We start from the raw sequence: 17,490 nt of genomic DNA, 5'->3' as shown, positions 1-17,490 counted from the left end.
TAGTAGATCGAAGAGTAGCTGGTCTCAGCGCTTTTCTTCTCGATTTTCGCGCCGTTTGAGGGCTTTTAGCCGACTGTTGACTTGCGCATTGGCACCAAACTGGTTGAAGGGAGTATCTACGTGACGATCTCGCTCAGAGGAACGAGTTTTGCGGGATTCCAGATAAAGACGGATTCGTTGGAAGAGAGTTGTTTTTTTCATTGCAATCAGCTCCTGAATTCATTTTAAAAGAGAATGGCTTTCAAGATAAAAGAGGACTTTTCTTTATCATAACAAATTTGAAAGTGAGCAGCGATGTTTATGGTTAGCCAGGGGCTTTTCTTAGTGGATAAAAAACGCTACAATGAAGTTATCTTAATGAAAGTAGGGATCGACAAGTGAGACCAAATCTGGGCTATTATGTACAAACTATCAATGATATCGTTCAGGACACCGAGAAGATCGGCGAAACCATGAATCCTGATTATGAAGTGATCCGCCAGGCGATTAACGATGATAAATTATCGGAAATAACACCGGAAAAAATGGCGACAACTATTGAGAGTTTCCAAGCGGGGACAGCAAAATACAAAACCATGCTGGAAAAAATCGGCAGTTTGCGTCCACCAGCAAAAGTGATGGGTATCCACAAAAAATTCGAACGTTCTTATCAGAAATATGTAGCAGGTTGTGAAGAGATGATTTTGAGCCTGCAGGGGGATGCAATCGATGTAGCCCTTTTTGACAGTTCTGAAAAAAAACAAGATGAAGCGACAGATGAAATCAGCTTTTCTATTCAGCGCATGACAAAATTATTAATGGGTCGTTAAAACGAGAGTTATCTAATTTAAATATAACGTTATTTTTATGACGGAAAGGTTGTTGTCGGTTATATTATATACATAACCAACAACAACCTTTTTATTTTTCATTTTACTCCGTTCGAGAGTAATTACTCCTTTTTCCACCGGACCTAACCAACCCGGTGGTTTTTTTGTGTAGTAAAAGCCTTGATTTATAACGCTTTTGCTGAGGTTCGTCCATATTGTGGTCAACACTGGCACTCCAACTGTGTGGAAGCTAGTTTTCAAATAGATTTTCCAAAAGCAGATTTCTACTCATTTTATAGATGGTTTTGTTTTTCTATTCTTTTTGTATTTGTTATCTATAGTGTTTTTTAGAAAATAGGAGAAACTTATTTAAATCAAAGTCGCTTTAAAAATAGTGTTCATTTATTTAAATAAAAAAACGCATATAAGAAAAAATAAGAGCTTTGATCCTGATCTTCCGGAAACTGGAAGATAGAATCAAAGCTCTATTGTAATCGATTGTGCAATGGGTAACGTGTTGATTTTAGTTTTCTACATTGCGAACGTAGTCTTCGAAGTATTGAAGAAGATCGTTTTTCAATTTTTCATATTCTTCTTCGGTGTATTCTTTTTCCTCCAGCTTGCCTTCAAAACGGGGAATCCCCAGATCCTTTTTCAAGCGGTCACGAACTTCTTGCGTATTCATGAATGGTTCCTCCTTTGTGCTGCCATCACTGGATCAGATTTCGTTAAAAGAGGCAGTCAAGATTTCGTATTCTGTTTGCATTCTTTTTAGGCTGGTGCGGAAGGTTTCAAAATCATCGTCATCGTGGAACATGATCTGTTTCAATTCAAAATAAAACTCATCAAAAGCGTTGACGAAGTTTGAGACTTCTTTTGTTTGTAATTCGGGATTCTGGTCACAGCGAACATAGGCTTTTTCGGCAATCGCATACCCTTCGGCAGTAGTTAAAATTGCCAAGTATTGATTGTAGCGGCGATTGGTGACCAAATCATAGCAGGATTGACATTTGTTCAGTAGGTTGGAAAAGTCCTTCAACAATAACTCAGTAGGGGTCTTGGTAAACATAGGCTTCCTCCTTAGTCCACAAAATCACGTAGGCCGTCAAGCACTTGACACACTAGGTTTTCTTGCGGGGACAGTTTAAAGTGATAAGAGCTTCTCAAGATTTACTTGGAAACATAGACGCAAACAGCTTCTGGTGCAAAAATATCTTTTTGTATCAGAGATAAAATCCCAGTCTCGGCATCGCGACTGTACAATGTCAGGTTATCGCTGTTCTGATTGGCGCAGATCAAAAAGTTTTCAGTTTGATCCAAGTTGAAATCGCGAGGAAAATCTCCTTCAGTTGAGATCAATTGACGACGGATTAAAGAGGTTCCGCCTTCGAAAGTTTCAAAGACTGCGATAGAATTATGGCCGCGGTTGGAGGCATAGACGAACCGACCGTCAGCAGAAATGCGGATTGCTGCGCCACCATTGAATTCATTAAAGTCTTCTGGCAGAGTTGAAAGTTTTTGCAACTGGGTGAAGCTGCCGTCATTTGCATCGTAAGCAAGAACCGTTACTGTACTGTCCAGTTCCCCGAAAAGATAGGCAATTTGGCCATTAGGGTGAAAGGCTAGATGACGAGGGCCAGTTTGGTCTTCAGCAAGATAGATAGCCGCTTCGGATAACTTACCTTCAGAAGAAATGTCGTAAGTATAGATGCGATCTGTGCCTAAATCACAAACAGCAAGGCGACCATCTGGCGTTAAGTCTGTAAAATGAACGTGGGGCTTGTCTTGGTTTTCATGACTTCCGCAAGGTTCATCGTGATAAACGGCATCAGCGGCTTCCAGGCTGCCATCTTCTTTGATACGGTAGACGTTGACTTCGCCTTTATGGTAATTGGCACCATAGACTAACTGGCGCTTTTCGTCCACGGCTACGTAGCACAAGGGAGCCCCTTCTTCTGTGACAGCATTCAAAAAATGCATCTCAGCGTCATAGGCCGAACAACCGCCTTTGTCTTCGACTGTTGTTACCGAGTAAAGACGACCGGCTGCACTCTTAGTCAAATAAGTAGGGCTCTTTTCTGGTACCACCAGCTGTAAGTTTTCCAATGTTTTACTATCAGTATCCAAATCAATCTGATAGATTCCTTGACTTTTTCGGCGGGTATACGTGCCCAAAAGCAATGTTTGTTTCATGTATAAATCTCCTTTTAGTAGTGATGATTTTTGCTAGGCTTTCAGAGTAGATGTAACCATTCTGCCACATAAGACAAACGGTTGAAAAGTCTGTTGGAAAGCCTGCGAAAGCGTTCTTTAATCTTCCATTATTGTAACATACTCTGCAGCATTTGCCTGACATAAGTCTCCTTGTGCTATACTGGATGTAACGTGATGTTCGGTTTTTTTCTTGCTGTTTGGCCAGCGTCAACCGTTTTTTCGGAAGTGAAAACTGTATGCCCTACAGTGAGTGTTTTCTGCGTAAAAAGCTGGCCGACGCGGGTCATAACTAAAAGTGGCCAGCTGCAAGTAGTACATTTACAGAAGGCTACTGTGACCAACAACCGTTTCACAATGAAATGATCTGCTAGGCTGGAGAAGTTCAGTCAAAATGGATCTTTAGGATTTGAATGGAGGAGTGGATTTTTAATGATCGAAGGAAAAATCCTTGAAATAGGACAGCAGGCTTATGATCCGAAAGAGCCACTAGTGATCCTTTTCGGGGAAAAAGTAACAGCCGGATTGCGGCCGTACAGTATTGTGCAGCAGATCCCTCAACGAGAAAAGATCAAGCTGGTAGTCGGTGGCCAATTGCAGATTGGTGAAACACAGTACACTATCGAAAATTTTGGCCGACTGGCAGAGAAGAATCTGCATGACTTTTCCCATACGGCCTTGCTGTTTGCACCGCCTACTGCAGAAGATGAGTTGCTAAATGCAATCTACTTGTCTCCAATGCAGATGCCTCAAATCAAGGTGGGAGATAAGATCAGCTATCCAGGAGGTGACGAAGATGGAGCCTAAAGGGAAGCTTAAACACAGTACCGAAGAACAAGAGCCAAAACGTTTGTCTTGGTTTTGGAAATGGTTTTTGAACAATCAAGTGGTGACAGCACTGCTGATTATTCTTTTGATCCTCTTGATATTGAATGCTTTCACCAAAGTTTCCTATCTCTTTGATCCCATCTGGCAGTTTGCGGCAGTAGTGGGGCTGCCAATCGTATTAGCGGGAATTTTTTATTACCTCATGAACCCGGCTGTGGACTATTTGGAGAAAAAAGGTCTGAAACGAATTTACGGCATCATTTTGCTATTTTTGGTGGTGCTGGGATTGATTATCTGGGGTGTGGTGGTTATCGTCCCGAAAATCAGAGAGCAGAGTATCAGCTTTGCGACGAATTTTCCTGATTACCTAGATACGGTGGACAGCAAAGTGCGGGAAATTCTGCAAGATCCACTGTTTTCACAATTTCAGACGCAGATTGAAAGTTATTCCGACAAGCTTATGAGTTGGCTGACAGATTTTATCCAAAACTTTTCTAAAACGACGATTAATGGTATTGGTCGGTTCGTGGGAGCTGTTGCCACAGTTGTTGTTGCTATCGTAACGGCCCCTTTTATCTTGTTTTACTTACTGAAAGATGGGCGAAAAGTAGCGCCTTATTTTGTAAAATTCTTGCCGAATCATTGGCGCAAGCCAACCCTTGATGTAATCACAGAGATGAACGGCCAGGTTTCTTCGTATATTCGTGGCCAATTGACCGTAGCTTTTGCAGTGGCGATCATGTTCATTATCGGCTTTTCCATCATCGGTTTGGATTATGCAGTTACTTTAGGGATTGTCGCCGGCTTTTTGAATCTGATTCCTTATCTGGGTTCATTTTTAGCGATGATTCCGGCGATTTTTTTGGGAATTGTCGGTGGGCCAATCCTATTACTGAAAGTGATTGTCGTCTTTGTGATTGAACAGACATTGGAAGGTCGCTTTATTTCTCCTTTAGTATTGGGAAGTCAATTGGCGATCCATCCGGTGACGATCTTGTTAGTGTTGTTGACTTCAGGTAAGCTTTTCGGATTGGTGGGCGTCGTGTTGGGGATTCCCATCTACGCTGCTGCCAAAGTCCTGATTACACATCTGTTTGAGTGGTACAAGGAAGTGTCACAGTATTATTATGAGGATGAAAAAACGGTGGAGGATCCGCCTAGTGAAAAATAGGTTTTAGATATGAAGAAGCTTGCCGACGAGTTCAAATCGTCGGCAAGCTTTTTTGCTGTGTAGTTAATGGAAAGCAGCTCACCAAGGCGAGCAAAAAAAGCCGCAAATACCGTGATGACATTTGCGGCTTTTGCTTATTCAAATTTCTCCCATTTTTGCTGTTTAAGCAGCTGCTTCAATGGTGTTGCGGTAGGCACGCATTCCCCCGATAACGTGCACGGCATTAAAGCCATTGTCCGACAAGAAACTTGCCAAAATTTCTGAACGACGTCCTGAATGACTCAAGACGAAATAAGTTTTACTTTTATCCAGTTCTTGTAAACGATTCGGCAAGCTTGTTGCCGGCATCGAGATTGCTTGTGGCAAATGCCCTTCTTCATACGCAGTGTGATCGCGGGTATCAAGCACGACAGCAGATGGTTCTTTGAGCTGTGCGGCAAAGTCTTGTACTGAAATTGATGTCATCTTCCATCCCAACTTTCTTATTGTAAGATGCTAGAATTTTATTGCACTTTCGTAAAAGATTCAACGATTTTGACTAATCTTAATAAAATAATGAAAGAGAACTTCACACAAATAACAGGAATCGTTTTTGTAACCGTTTGAGAACATGGATAGAGCGGAGATTCGCAAAAAAAGACGATTATGAGAAGAAGTATCTTGTCTTAAACTGTTGTAATTGTCAGACACAAAAAAATTCAAAAATGAGCAGCATATTATTGAAAAACGAACGTTCTTTTTTTGCGAGTTCGCTGTGCGTCGTTAAGTGACTCTGCTGCTTTTGTGATTGGCTCAGCTTTTTGTGCTTGTAATGTTAATTGATTGTTGCTAATTGGCTCAAAGAAAGGCGATAGTCTTGCTGTCCCATTTGCCACACAAGCTGGCTGCCTTCTAAGCGGGCATTGAGAAGTTGTGGACTGTTGGCAGCATTTCCCCCCTGACCAAGACAAGCCAAAAGAATTACGTGACGGCCTGGTGCTAGTTTGTAGGCGGCTTGTGGCAGGACCGTTTTTTCGAAAAGCAGATTGGTATTAGGTTCAGGACGGGTCAATTCGAGTTTGTCCGTCGGAGTAAATATCTTGATTCCGATGGTGCCGACTTTTGAACGGTAGCGGATTTCGTCAATGGATTCTATCAGGCTTTCACCGTAATCTGGTGCGGAAAAGCTGCCGGCTAACAGATTGACCCTGCGCTTAGTCTCTACGATATGCAGGCGCAGATGCCACGGGTAACAAGGGATGATAAAGCTGTCTATTTGACAGTCTTCCCACGGCTGCCAACGCCCATAAGTATACTCATCGCAAATTTGATAGTCTTCGTAACCAAAAACTGTGCGATAATGCGTCGTGGTTTCCGAGATTGCCAAGGTATTGTCAAAAGCTCCTTGTTTAGGGAGAACGCTGCCTTTTGCCACGCTGAAGCCAAATGTTGCAGAATAGACAAATTTTTCATATTTAGATTCTCCATGGGCATGCTCATGAGAATGTTGGCCACAGGTAAATGCCTGCAATTCATTACCTGTTTCACTGTGAATCAACAACATACGGCTATAAGGATTACGAGTTTTTGCATCAAAAGTTGGTTGGATGGCTTCAACTTGCCAGAAAGGGTCAGCTTCCGGTAATGCCAAAACGATGAAATTTTTGAGAGCCCAATAGGGAGAACCCGGGGCGTTGTAACCTTCTGCCATTACTAGATTCGGATAATGATAGCCGATTGATAAAAAGCCTTCTTCCGTAAAAATCGGCTGAGCAAACCAATGGCGCATGTTTGCCAGCAGCAGGTATTTGGCTTCTGCCAGTGAAAAATCAGTAAACTCAATATGGGCGAAGGCTGCTGCCGCAAAGTAGGCAGACTGAGCGAAACGATAGGTCTGGCTGCGACCAAAAGGTAAAGCCGCTCCTTGATTTGTAAACCAGTTTTTGAAGTGCTTGGCAAAGATGGCGCCGCGCTTGCGGTAGTTACTAACTGTCGGTGAACTTTGATTGGGTGTTAACACGCTGAATAACAAGGGATAGTATTGCAGTGCAAAGGGAATGTAATAATCAATCTGATTTTCATAGCCGTCAAAGTACCAGCCCTCAGCTAAATAATAGGTCTCGATAGCTGCTAGATCGGCTTGCAGCTGTTCGTGAGGAAAAAGGAGTCCGGCTTGTTGACAGAATGTGTTCACCAGAATGCGGAAAAACAACCAGTTTGTATTGGGAATTTTATGAGTGTTAATCTGCATCATCCAACTGTGAAGCTGTTCTTTTTCTAAAACAGACAAGGTGTCCCAAAAATGGTCTTTTGTCAGCAGCAGATACGTCGCTAAAGCGCCCATTTCAACGAAAAGCTGGTCGTAATCCTCCAACTGTCCCCAATAATACGGACTGTTGGGGTTACATCCGGCCAATATTCCTTCATTGGCAGCTGCAAAATATTCGTTGAACTCAGCCGCTTTTTCTTTTGTGGCACACAGCGGGCCAACGCCCCACAACGTGCGTAAAAAACCTTCGATATCTTGACGGCTGCGATCATAGACAGCTCCAGAATCGGAGAGATGAAATCGGCCTGGGGTCTTTTGTTCCTTCATGACTTGATAGACAGGAGCAATCAGCGCCAACAATGCTTGTTCCATGTCACGACGGGAATGCAAGGAATTTTTCTTAAGCGCTTGGTTGAATGGATCCATAAAAAATACCTCCTTTTAGACTGGGCGATAGTCAATAAAAAGCGAAAATTTCTGAAGGGTAAGTAAATCTCTAAATAAATTTTTACTAAAAACCACCTTTAGATTATACATCATTTTCAAAAAAATCAATAGACGGGCTGACATTTTAGCAAGAGAAAGGCTATAATATAAGAAAATAGTATCAGGAAGGAATTGAAGTAAAAATGACGAAAATTTTACTTGAAATACTCGATAAAGAAGGCGTTGTGAAAGCGGGAAAGAATGACTATGAAGGAATCACTCGTCTTATGACTGCTGTTGGCGAAGACTTTGTTGACTTGGCGACACAGGATCTGGCTTTTGAAGAAGGCGATCAGATTCGGGTAACCGTGGATGAAGCCAACTGCTATTTGGCGGCAAAACTAGATGAAACACTGGATACGACGCTGATCTTTTTACCGGAAAAAGTTTGGACCTACACCATCAGCATGACAGCCAATGCCATCGATGCCCGTCCTGACAAGCGCTTTATGAGTAAACGTCATTACCTCAGTGTGCGAACTGCCACAGCTGAAGAGGTGAGCACGTATCGCAATTGGGCATTGAATCCTCACGATCAAAAAGAGTTCAACGGTGCTTATCCTCACGCCTATGCAAATGTCGAAACAAGAAACGATGCCACTTTCTTTGCTTGCAATGCTATCGACGGAATCTTCGCTAATTTTTCTCACGGCGAATATCCTTACCAGTCGTGGGGAATCAATCGGCAAGCAGATGCAGCCTTGACCATTGATTTCGGTCGTCCGGTCACTTTGGATAAAGTCGGATTCACCTTGCGTAATGATTTTCCTCATGATAGCTACTGGACACAGGTGAGCTTGAGCTTTTCCGATGGTTCAAAAGAAGTTTTCCATACAGAGAAAAAATCACAGCCGCAATATTTCTCATTTGCCAAACGAACCGTAACTTCGGTGACCTTTTCAGAGTTGATCCAAGCAGAAGATGAGTCACCATTTCCAGCGCTGACGGAAATTGAATTGTTCGGACAGAATGCCTAAAGACCTTGAACCAAGTTGTGGAGAAGACCAGTTTTGAGGGGAGTCAAAAAATGAAAACAGACTTAGTGAGAGAAACGGCCCAAGCTGCCCAAGCGTACCTGAAAGCAGGACATGTGGAAGCTTTGCCTTATGAAGGCTACGAAGCCTATCTGCAGCAGGGGAATCGAATCGATTTTGAAAATCATTATTTTGCTCGGCGGCGACAACTGGCTATCTTGGGACTTGCTATGATTACTGACCCAAAGCCAGAACTGTTGAAACTGTTAGAACAAGTGATTTGGGAAGTCTGCAATGAATATACGTGGGCGTTGCCGGCACATCTTCCCCTCATTGAAGGACGGTTTGCGCCAGAGAGTCGTACCTGTTTGGATTTGTTTGCAGCTGAAACCGGGGCAACACTGGCAGAGCTTTTCGAACATTTGGAAGATCAGTTCTCTCCTTTTTTGAAAGAGCGGATGCTACAGGAGCTTGAGACCCGTATTTTGACTAGTTATGAATCTCGGCCCTGGGCTTGGGAGCAAAAAGAAAACAATTGGAGCTCAGTAATAGGCGGAGCTGTCGGGCTGACCGTGCTTTCCGTCGTACCTAAAGGCTCACCACGGCAGCTGCAACTGGTGAAACGCTTGGATACGGCCATGCAAAGCTACCTGCGGGGCTTTGGAGAAGACGGCGCTTGTGAAGAAGGTGTCGCTTATTGGAGCTATGGCTTCGGCTACTTTGTCTATTATGCAGATAAACTGGCAAAAACTTTAGGCGATCCCCGCTATATCCAGTTGACAAAGGTGAAGAAGATTGCGGCGTTTCCTTATTATGCCATGATCAACGAAGAGGAATATGTCCCATTTTCCGATTATTCTCAGTCAGAGCTCCCCAGTGGTTTGGTCAGTTGGTGTCATGAGGTAATGGAAGTGCCGATTCCTACTTTAAAAGGAATCAGTTCTTTGGACTTTGACCACTGCTACCGCTTTGCACATTTGCTGCGTAATTTAGAGTGGACGACTGCTGCTGTAAAAGAAGCGCATGAAGAAAAGGCCGTCCACTATTTTGACCATGCCCAGTGGTTGACGCTGAGAGACCCGCAACAAAACTTCTATTTTGCAGCTAAGGGCGGAACCAATGTGGAAAGCCATAATCATTTGGATGTGGGACATTTTGTAGTGGGAACGACGGCAGAGTTGTTTCTAACGGATCTCGGTGCTGGGGAATACACCCGTGACTATTTCAATGAGCGCTTGCGATATGATTTCTTTGTCAACGGCAGTGCTGGTCACGGTCTTCCCACAATCAATGGAACTAGCCAACAGCCTGGACCGGCAGGCGCAAAGGTAGTGGCTTTTGTGTCTGAAGATGAGCAGCTTCGTTTTGCTTTGGATCTGACAGCAACTTATGGAAAAACGCCTTACCTAACCGAATTTCAGAGGACTTGGCAAGTATCTGCCGCGGAAAAAACAGTTTTGTTAACGGATGACTTTACTTTTTCCGCGACTGGAAATCAAGTCGAAGAACGTTTTATTACAAGAATTCGGCCCCAGATAAAGGGAACCGAAGTCTTGTTAACGCAAAAATCAGGAGCAACTTGCCGTCTAGCGCTGGCTACTGAAGAAATCATCACTGAAGAAATCGTATACTCAGATCACGAAGGACGACCGGCGACGGCGTATGTCATCAAAGCCAGCTATCATCTGGCAATGAAGGCTGCCCTCGTAGTAAAAATCACGATTGACTAACTGAGATTAAAGGATCACCACAAAAAGCAGTAATCTGAAGTAGGTAAATAGTATTTCAGGTAGCGCCGCTTTTATGAACGATCTGAAAGAAGACCAATAAAGCCCGCTTATTGCACCTTTTTGGAAGCAATAAGCGGGCCTTTTTAGCAGGAAGAGGAAGCTGATTCATTTTCCCAACGTTTTTTCTATGCAAAACTTGTTGAAATGAAGGATCTCTGTTATATTTCTGGCGGAGCGGACTAGGATTTACGGGGAGCAGCAGTGGAACGTCGTTTGACCAGTTCAGCACCGAAAAAAACACGTCGCGAAATTTCCGGGTTAGTCAGCTGCATATGAAGCAGATCAACCCCTTGTTCACCCATTTCTTCGGTGAATACTCGGACGGTAGACAAAGGCGGCGAAACATAGCGGGAAATTGACAGATCATTGATACCCATCACGCTGATGTCCTGCGGAATACGCAGTCCGGCTTGAATCAAGGTGTGAATTACACCGATAGCTACCGGATCGTTGGCAGCCAAGATGGCAGTGGGCAGTTTTTCGCCCCACTGGTCGAGAGCATTTTTGGCTAAACGTTCGCCGGTTTGAACATCTAAACGCCCATTTTCCTCCACCATGAAATAGTCTGGTTCAAATAGTCCTTTGAAGGTCATGAAGTCAATATAGGTATTGGTAGTCGGTGTCTTATAACGGCGGTAACCATACATATTAGCGGTCTCTTCGGCGCCGAGAAAGGCAATTTTTCTATGTCCAAGATCAATCAGGTGTTGAAGTGCTAGTTCAGCTGCTTGAGTGAAATCACTATTGACGGAATCGTAGTTTTCCAACGGGAAATTACTGCCGATGACGACCAGTTTCGGATGTTTGCTGCTGAGGCGATGGAGGGTTTCCTGTTTGAATTTGCCAATAGCGATTAAACCATCTACACTGGCGATGGACTGGTCTTCCAATGTAGGAATCTTCAGCAGATCATAGCCCAGCTCCGCCGCTTTTTTTTCCACACCTAAGCGGATCGACATGTAATAAATATCGTCCAGCTCTTCGTTATCGCTCCGCCACTGAAAAACACCGATTTTTCGATTGTTGGTCGGAGCAGTTTTTTTGCCGGCAGCAGGTGCATTTTTCTTTTTTTTCTTGAACTTTGTGTAATTCAGCTGTTCAGCCGCTTCGAAAATTTTACGTTTCGTATCCTCGGTCACTGACAAGGTAGGATCATAATTCAAGACCCTGGAGACGGTTGAGATAGATACTTCGGCGACCTTCGCGATGTCGGTAATCGTTGCCATACTGCTCACTCCAAACTTTCCATATAGGACATCTAATATCAGTATGCCTATTTTAGTAAAAAAAAGCAAGGGATTCCAGTGCAAGCTAGTAAAAACAAATTGAGTTATTTTTACTAAAAGGCTTGTAGTTTTGGTAAAAACAAAGTAAAATAAAAATCAAGAAAGCGTTTTAAAAAAGGTGACGTCATGAAGAAACGATTTCAGAAATTAGGTATACTTTTATTGGTTGGCTTATTAACCGGGTGTTCTTCCGCTAGTGGCACACTTTCTTCACAAGAAAAAGATTTTACTAAAAACAGTAAAATGAATTTACGTGAAAAAGCCGTTGTTTATTCAGAAGAAGACTTGGTAAAAGATGAGATCCCATTGAACAGTTACATTCGCTGTACTGGGAAAATTCTTCGAAAAGATCGTAAAGGAGATACCCTTGAAAAAGGTGATCGGTTCATTTTGGAAATCGGCGAAGCCAAGATCCAAGTTTTCAATGAACAGTCAGAGGCTTTTAAAGTGGGCCAATATGTAAACGTATACGGTGAGTATTACGGGTTTCTAAAAGGGCAGTTGATTGAAGACGCTGATCGGTAATTTCGAAAGCTTCTATAATTATATGAAGATGATCGCTGATCGTCAAAGGGGAGAAAAAGCACATGGCAAATCAAAGGACGCCTTTCGCATTGGAATGGCTGCCGTCAGAACTTGAGTTTATCCTGAAAAAGATCAGGGAAAACCAAAAAGAATTTACCAATCTGGTACCACCCGCGGCTTCCGAGAATCTGGTTTATATACCGGAAGAAAATACAGATTGGACAGCCAGCTTTTGGGTAGGAATGTTGTTTTTGGCAAAGGAATACACCGGTAGCAGCGATTTTGATGAGACGATCATGCATCAGATGGCTTCTTTCAAACATCGTCTGGATCATGAGATTGCCTTGGAAACCCACGATATTGGTTTCTTATATGTTTTATCAGCTATTGCCGATTATCAAGTAAATCACAACGAGGCCGCAAAAGAGCTGGCTGTCAAAGCAGCTGACTTATTGATGAAACGTTACTCTCCGAAAGCGGGAATTATTCAAGCGTGGGGCGACCTTAACGATCCCCAGCAACAAGGACGGATGATTATTGATTGCTTGATGAATCTGCCGCTGTTGTATTTTGCGAGTGAAGTGACTGGTGATGAATCCTATCGGAATGCGGCTTATACCCACGCAAAACAAACACAAAAATATATCGTACGAGATAATTTTACTACCTATCACACGTATTATTTTGATGTAACTACCGGTGCTGCTAAATATGGTCGTACGCAACAAGGCTTTTCAGATGACTCTTGTTGGGCTCGGGGACAAGCTTGGGGGATCTACGGATTCACGTTAAGCTGGCTGCACACTGGTGATCGGAGCTTCTTAGAAACAGCGAAACACTTGGCTGATTACTTTATCGATCATTTACCGGCAGATCAAGTAGTTTATTGGGATTTGATTTTCGGCGATGGTAGCGGCGAGGAGCGTGACAGCTCGGCAGCAGCGATTGCGGCCTGCGGTCTTTTGGAATTGTCACGGCAGTTGCCTTTGTCTGATCCGAAGCACGATAGCTATGAAGTGGCAGCCTTGATGATGTTGACAAGTCTGAAAGACAACTACACCACTAAAAAACATCCAGAGTCAAACGGTATCTTGATGGAGGGAGTCTATGACAAGAAGTCTGACAAAGGTGTTAATGAGTGTATGATTTGGGGCGACTATTATTATATGGAAGCGTTGGTTTGCTTGTCGATCTCCTGGTACAGCTATTGGTAATTTATCAAAAGGCATTTGGGACTGAGAGCCCTTTGTAATCAAAAAAGATATGGAGGAAAAGTAAATGAAGATGTGGAAAAAAGGTTTGACCGCAGCAGCGTTGTTGGCAATGGCAGTAACGATGGGGGCTTGTGGTGGAAAAGACGATTCAACTAAAGACAGCGGCAAAGGCGGTTCTGATTCCAAAGAAGTAACGATTACTACTTGGAACTACGAAACAACACCGGAATTTAAAGCGCTATTTGATGCATTTAAAGAAAAAACTGGTATTACCGTCAAGCAAGTCGATATCTCAGCAGATGACTATGATACAAAAGTAACGACCATGTTGTCTGGTGGCGATCAAACTGATATTTTGACCATGAAGAACCTGCTTTCATATTCCAATTATGCCTTAAAAAATCAGTTGCTAGACTTGACTGACCATATCAAAGACATTGACACTTCAGCAGCTGATGAAACTTATAAAATGTATGAAATCGACGGTAAAACTTATGCTCAACCTTACCGTACCGACTTCTGGGTATTGTATTATAACAAAAAAATGATGGAAGAAGCTGGCATCACAGACGTTTCCAACTTGACTTGGGATGAATACGAAGCAGCTGCTAAGAAAATGTCTAAAAAAGACGGCGAAGTATACGGTGCTTATCAACATACTTGGCGTTCTACAATCCAAGCAATCGCTGCTGCGCAAAACGATGGCAACTTAGTGAAGCCAGACTACGGTTTCATGGAAGACTATTATGATCGGGCATTGCGAATGCAAGATGACAAATCACAGATGGACTTTGGTACAGCTAAATCCACTAAAGTGACTTACGCTTCTCAATTTGAAGGTTCTAAAGCTGGCATGATGTACATGGGTACTTGGTACATGGCTGGTGTTATGAATCAGAAGAAAGCCGGCGCCACAGACGTTGATTGGGCGATTGCTCCAATTCCTCAAAAAGAAAAAGGCCAGATTACTACCTTTGGTTCACCAACGGCATTTGCCATCAACAAAAATGCTAAAAACTCAGATGGCGCACAACAATTTCTCGATTTTGCTTCCAGTGAAGAAGGGGCTAAAATCTTAGCTGGTGTCGGGGTTGTTCCTTCCTTCCGTACCGATGAAGTCAATAAGATCTACTTTGGTCTTGAAGGCATGCCTACTGACGAAGTTTCTAAGAAGGCTTTTGAACCAGACACCATTAAATTGGAATTCCCAATCGATGAAAACGGCTCTGCTATCGACAAGATTTTGCAAGAAGAACATGACTTGATCATGACCGGCGACAGCAAACCAAAAGATGGTATCAAAGAAATGGAAAGCCGCGTCAAAGCGGAAGAGTAAGTCTGTTCGCGCCCCGGTTTCGGGTCATCTGAAACCGGGCGTGATCTTTAATCGCCTCAAAAAGAAGGGAGGGCCTGTTGAGGATATTTCCTGAAGATGGTAGGAAGTATCTTGAACAGGAGTATGTATGGAGAATGTACAGAAAAGCAAAAAATCGAAAAGCTTGAAACGTAAAAATACGCTGACTGCCTATTCGTTTATTGCACCGAATTTTATCGGATTTTTCATTTTCACACTGATTCCAGTAGTATTCTCATTGATTTTGGCTTTTATGAAGTGGGATTCTTTTACGACACCGGAATTTGTTGGAATTAAAAACTTTACCAAAATGTTGAGTGATACGACATTTCAAATCTCATTGAAAAACACCTTTTTATATGCCTTCGGGGTCGTACCGCTGACTTTGATTTGCTCGTTGACCTTGGCTATTTTGCTGAATCAGAAGATCCGAGGAATGAAATTTTTCCGGACAGCCTTTTTCTTCCCTTACGTAACTTCGCTGGTTGCGATTGCCGTCGTTTGGAACATGCTGTTTCATCCGACTATGGGACCAATCAATGGCTTCTTGCGACACTTTATCGAAAACCCTCCAGGTTGGACTTCTAGTTCTCACTGGGCATTGTTTGCGATCATTATCGTGTCTGTTTGGCGAGGCATGGGCTATTACATGATTTTGTATCTGGCTGGTCTGCAAAGTATACCAAAGGAATTGTACGAAGCAGCTTCAATGGATGGTGCGGGCAAATGGAAACAGTTTTTGAATGTCACGATTCCATCTTTGCGACCAACGACCTTCTTTGTGACAATCATGTTGGTAATCAACTGTTTCAAAGTATTTGACCTAGTGCAGGTAATGACCGATGGCGGTCCTGGACGGGCAACCAACGTCTTGGTATATCAGATCTATAATGAAGCCTTTAAGAAATTTAACTTCGGTTATGCTTCAGCCATCTCGCTGGTATTGTTTGTGATTGTATTAGGCGTCACTGTGATCCAGTTCAAATGGGAAAGCAGAAATTCAAACGCGTGAGGAGGAGCACAATGGAAGCGCATGTTTCAAAACCAAAATCTCAATCCGGGTTTAAAGTGGGGAAAGCGATCACATTTATCCTGCTGACGCTGTTGGCACTCTTTACTCTGATCCCGTTTTTCTGGATGATCTCATCATCCTTCAAAACAAATAACGAAGTCTTTTCCGTTCCTATTCAATGGATTCCTAAAACTTGGCATCCGGAAAATTATAGTGCCATTTGGGATCGTATTCCGTTGATGACCTTTTTCAAAAATACGGCTATCTTAAGTGTCGCCATCACTTTGATTCAACTGTTTACTTCTAGTTTTGCCGCTTATGGATTCTCAAAAATGCAGTTTAAGGGCCGGGATGTTTTATTTCTGGCTTATATCGGAACTATCGCAGTGCCGTGGCAATCTTATATGATTCCACAATTTATCATGATGCGTCATCTGCACCTTACGGACAAATTGCTTTCACTGGTATTGTTGCAAGCCTTTAGTGCATTCGGTGTTTTCTTGATGAAGCAGTATTATAGCAGTATCCCCGACTCTCTTTGTGAAAGCGCCCGGATTGACGGCCTTTCTGAGTGGGGAATCTATCGACGAATCATGTTGCCTTTGACAAAACCGGCGATTGCTTCTTTAACAATCATCACATTTGTCAATACTTGGAACGATTATATGGGACCATTTATCTATCTGTCTTCCACGGAAAACAAGACGATCCAGCTGGGACTGAAAATGTTCGTTGGTCTCTACGATGCTGAGTACGCGCTGATTATGGCGGCATCAGTCGTTTCAATTTTGCCGGTAGCCCTTTTGTTCTTGTCAATGCAAAAGTATTTCGTAGAAGGTATTGCCACTTCAGGGATGAAAGAATAAAGGAGCTTATTGGTTTATCGGTAAAGACCAGGAAAGAAGGAAAGACAATGTTTCGCAGACCGAAGTTTGAAGACAATATCTATATGAAAATGTTTCGTTGGGCGTACATTTTATTGATAGGCAATCTGTGCACACTTTTGGCGGCACTGCCGTTTACGGCTGCTGGGCTATTGTTAGCCATTGATGTCCGCAATCTGCCGGCATTTTTCATATGTGGATTGTTTGCCGGGCCAGCACTGATGGCGTTGTTGGCACTGCTAAATGAGTTCAAAGAACAAGGGGATGTCGAGCCTGTTGTCTTTTATTTCCGCGCTTACCGGCAGTTTGCTGCCCGGGGCTTGCTTTATTGGTTGATTGGCTGGTTCGGAATTTTAGTTTCCCTTACAGATATCTTGTTTTTTGCCTCGCTGCCAAATGGTCAATGGGTAGTGCCTTTCTTTTTACTACTAGGAATTTTGACGACTGCCCTCAGCTTAAATTGCTGGTATTTTCAAGTGCGCAATCCAAATTCCGGGGTTAAGGATGTCTTGCGAATTGCTGCATTCTACACCTTTAAAAAATGGTATTTTTCACTGCTGAATACGGTCTTGTTTGTTGCCATGATTGGCTTGATGTTGCTGAAGCCACAATTTGGCTGGCTGTTGACCCCCGCTTTGTTTTTAGGGCTGATTTATTTGAATTGCGGCTTGCTGCATAAACAGACGCAAGTTTCATAA

Annotated in this window: 18 protein-coding genes; 11 read left to right on the top strand and 7 right to left on the bottom strand. The window is 43.0% G+C overall.

Annotated features, from left to right (window positions below):
• Positions 1-24: 24 nt before the first annotated feature.
• The gene (locus BAU14_RS06115; protein WP_161899202.1) at positions 25-201 is read right to left on the bottom strand and encodes a hypothetical protein; all 177 of its coding nucleotides are present in this window, start codon (positions 199-201) and stop codon (positions 25-27) included.
• Positions 202-377: 176 nt separating this feature from the next.
• On the opposite strand from BAU14_RS06115, the gene BAU14_RS06110 reads away from it, so the two are divergent.
• Complete coding sequence (locus BAU14_RS06110) at positions 378-809, top strand: hypothetical protein (protein ID WP_161899201.1); 432 nt, start codon at positions 378-380, stop codon at positions 807-809.
• Between the two features lie 523 nt (positions 810-1,332).
• On the opposite strand, the gene BAU14_RS14215 is transcribed toward BAU14_RS06110, so the two are convergent.
• From BAU14_RS14215 to BAU14_RS06100, 3 genes are all read right to left on the bottom strand, one after another.
• Positions 1,333-1,494, bottom strand: coding sequence for a hypothetical protein (locus BAU14_RS14215; RefSeq protein ID WP_202622171.1), 162 nt, complete (start codon positions 1,492-1,494; stop codon positions 1,333-1,335).
• A gap of 33 nt (positions 1,495-1,527) precedes the next feature.
• Positions 1,528-1,878 carry a hypothetical protein gene (locus BAU14_RS06105; RefSeq protein ID WP_161899200.1) on the bottom strand — a complete coding sequence of 117 codons (351 nt, stop codon included), beginning with the start codon at positions 1,876-1,878 and terminating at the stop codon, positions 1,528-1,530.
• A gap of 101 nt (positions 1,879-1,979) precedes the next feature.
• Entirely contained in the window at positions 1,980-3,002 is a 1,023-nt protein-coding gene (locus BAU14_RS06100; RefSeq protein WP_161899199.1) for a lactonase family protein, read from the bottom strand.
• A 450-nt stretch (positions 3,003-3,452) separates the two neighbouring features.
• Here BAU14_RS06100 and BAU14_RS06095 point away from each other — a divergent pair, with 450 nt between their 5' ends.
• Entirely contained in the window at positions 3,453-3,827 is a 375-nt protein-coding gene (locus BAU14_RS06095; protein ID WP_161899198.1) for a PTS glucitol/sorbitol transporter subunit IIA, read from the top strand.
• Entirely contained in the window at positions 3,817-5,019 is a 1,203-nt protein-coding gene (locus tag BAU14_RS06090; RefSeq protein WP_161899197.1) for an AI-2E family transporter, read from the top strand. Before BAU14_RS06095 ends, BAU14_RS06090 begins: the two co-directional genes overlap by 11 nt.
• A gap of 162 nt (positions 5,020-5,181) precedes the next feature.
• Here BAU14_RS06090 and BAU14_RS06085 read toward each other — a convergent pair whose 3' ends face one another.
• Together BAU14_RS06085 and BAU14_RS06080 are read right to left on the bottom strand one after the other, a co-directional pair.
• On the bottom strand, positions 5,182-5,484 hold the full coding sequence (locus BAU14_RS06085) for a rhodanese-like domain-containing protein (RefSeq protein WP_161899196.1): 303 nt from the start codon (positions 5,482-5,484) through the stop codon (positions 5,182-5,184).
• Between the two features lie 349 nt (positions 5,485-5,833).
• Positions 5,834-7,693 (bottom strand): DUF2264 domain-containing protein, encoded by a 1,860-nt coding sequence (locus tag BAU14_RS06080; protein WP_161899195.1) that lies wholly within the window; start codon positions 7,691-7,693, stop codon positions 5,834-5,836.
• Positions 7,694-7,896: 203 nt separating this feature from the next.
• Here BAU14_RS06080 and BAU14_RS06075 point away from each other — a divergent pair, with 203 nt between their 5' ends.
• Both BAU14_RS06075 and BAU14_RS06070 read left to right on the top strand, forming a co-directional pair.
• The gene (locus BAU14_RS06075) at positions 7,897-8,730 is read left to right on the top strand and encodes a hypothetical protein (RefSeq protein ID WP_161899194.1); all 834 of its coding nucleotides are present in this window, start codon (positions 7,897-7,899) and stop codon (positions 8,728-8,730) included.
• 50 nt (positions 8,731-8,780) lie between these two features.
• Positions 8,781-10,457, top strand: a complete 1,677-nt coding sequence (locus tag BAU14_RS06070; protein WP_161899193.1) for a heparinase II/III domain-containing protein — start codon at positions 8,781-8,783, stop codon at positions 10,455-10,457.
• A 239-nt stretch (positions 10,458-10,696) separates the two neighbouring features.
• Here the strand turns inward: BAU14_RS06070 and BAU14_RS06065 are convergent, their stop codons facing one another.
• On the bottom strand, positions 10,697-11,743 hold the full coding sequence (locus BAU14_RS06065; protein ID WP_161899192.1) for a LacI family DNA-binding transcriptional regulator: 1,047 nt from the start codon (positions 11,741-11,743) through the stop codon (positions 10,697-10,699).
• 186 nt (positions 11,744-11,929) lie between these two features.
• Here BAU14_RS06065 and BAU14_RS06060 point away from each other — a divergent pair, with 186 nt between their 5' ends.
• The 6 genes from BAU14_RS06060 to BAU14_RS06035 all read left to right on the top strand — a co-directional run bounded on the left by BAU14_RS06060 (position 11,930) and on the right by BAU14_RS06035 (position 17,490).
• A complete protein-coding gene (locus BAU14_RS06060) occupies positions 11,930-12,328 on the top strand; it encodes a hypothetical protein (RefSeq protein ID WP_237580427.1) in 399 nt (132 codons plus the stop codon).
• Between the two features lie 62 nt (positions 12,329-12,390).
• Positions 12,391-13,542: a glycoside hydrolase family 88 protein gene (locus BAU14_RS06055; RefSeq protein ID WP_161899191.1), complete on the top strand. Its 1,152-nt coding sequence runs from the start codon at positions 12,391-12,393 to the stop codon at positions 13,540-13,542.
• Between the two features lie 64 nt (positions 13,543-13,606).
• Positions 13,607-14,878 (top strand): ABC transporter substrate-binding protein, encoded by a 1,272-nt coding sequence (locus BAU14_RS06050; protein ID WP_161899190.1) that lies wholly within the window; start codon positions 13,607-13,609, stop codon positions 14,876-14,878.
• A 127-nt stretch (positions 14,879-15,005) separates the two neighbouring features.
• A complete protein-coding gene (locus BAU14_RS06045) occupies positions 15,006-15,908 on the top strand; it encodes a carbohydrate ABC transporter permease (RefSeq protein WP_161899189.1) in 903 nt (300 codons plus the stop codon).
• Between the two features lie 125 nt (positions 15,909-16,033).
• Entirely contained in the window at positions 16,034-16,774 is a 741-nt protein-coding gene (locus BAU14_RS06040; protein WP_237580428.1) for a carbohydrate ABC transporter permease, read from the top strand.
• 47 nt (positions 16,775-16,821) lie between these two features.
• Positions 16,822-17,490: a DUF624 domain-containing protein gene (locus BAU14_RS06035; RefSeq protein WP_161899187.1), complete on the top strand. Its 669-nt coding sequence runs from the start codon at positions 16,822-16,824 to the stop codon at positions 17,488-17,490.

The organism is Candidatus Enterococcus leclercqii, from assembly GCF_009933135.1.
GTDB classification, from domain to species: Bacteria; Bacillota; Bacilli; order Lactobacillales; family Enterococcaceae; genus Enterococcus_C; species Enterococcus_C leclercqii.
Note: the sequence above shows the minus strand (reverse complement) of the source record. Positions and strands in the feature narration are given on the sequence as shown.

Coding starts and splice junctions, on each gene's coding strand:
- BAU14_RS06115 (WP_161899202.1), bottom strand. CDS start 201: ATGAAAAAAACAACTCTCTTCCAACGAATCCGTCTTTATCTGGAATCC.
- BAU14_RS14215 (WP_202622171.1), bottom strand. CDS start 1,494: ATGAATACGCAAGAAGTTCGTGACCGCTTGAAAAAGGATCTGGGGATT.
- BAU14_RS06105 (WP_161899200.1), bottom strand. CDS start 1,878: ATGTTTACCAAGACCCCTACTGAGTTATTGTTGAAGGACTTTTCCAAC.
- BAU14_RS06100 (WP_161899199.1), bottom strand. CDS start 3,002: ATGAAACAAACATTGCTTTTGGGCACGTATACCCGCCGAAAAAGTCAA.
- BAU14_RS06095 (WP_161899198.1), top strand. CDS start 3,453: ATGATCGAAGGAAAAATCCTTGAAATAGGACAGCAGGCTTATGATCCG.
- BAU14_RS06090 (WP_161899197.1), top strand. CDS start 3,817: ATGGAGCCTAAAGGGAAGCTTAAACACAGTACCGAAGAACAAGAGCCA.
- BAU14_RS06085 (WP_161899196.1), bottom strand. CDS start 5,484: ATGACATCAATTTCAGTACAAGACTTTGCCGCACAGCTCAAAGAACCA.
- BAU14_RS06080 (WP_161899195.1), bottom strand. CDS start 7,693: ATGGATCCATTCAACCAAGCGCTTAAGAAAAATTCCTTGCATTCCCGT.
- BAU14_RS06075 (WP_161899194.1), top strand. CDS start 7,897: ATGACGAAAATTTTACTTGAAATACTCGATAAAGAAGGCGTTGTGAAA.
- BAU14_RS06070 (WP_161899193.1), top strand. CDS start 8,781: ATGAAAACAGACTTAGTGAGAGAAACGGCCCAAGCTGCCCAAGCGTAC.
- BAU14_RS06065 (WP_161899192.1), bottom strand. CDS start 11,743: ATGGCAACGATTACCGACATCGCGAAGGTCGCCGAAGTATCTATCTCA.
- BAU14_RS06060 (WP_237580427.1), top strand. CDS start 11,930: ATGAAGAAACGATTTCAGAAATTAGGTATACTTTTATTGGTTGGCTTA.
- BAU14_RS06055 (WP_161899191.1), top strand. CDS start 12,391: ATGGCAAATCAAAGGACGCCTTTCGCATTGGAATGGCTGCCGTCAGAA.
- BAU14_RS06050 (WP_161899190.1), top strand. CDS start 13,607: ATGAAGATGTGGAAAAAAGGTTTGACCGCAGCAGCGTTGTTGGCAATG.
- BAU14_RS06045 (WP_161899189.1), top strand. CDS start 15,006: ATGGAGAATGTACAGAAAAGCAAAAAATCGAAAAGCTTGAAACGTAAA.
- BAU14_RS06040 (WP_237580428.1), top strand. CDS start 16,034: ATGATCTCATCATCCTTCAAAACAAATAACGAAGTCTTTTCCGTTCCT.
- BAU14_RS06035 (WP_161899187.1), top strand. CDS start 16,822: ATGTTTCGCAGACCGAAGTTTGAAGACAATATCTATATGAAAATGTTT.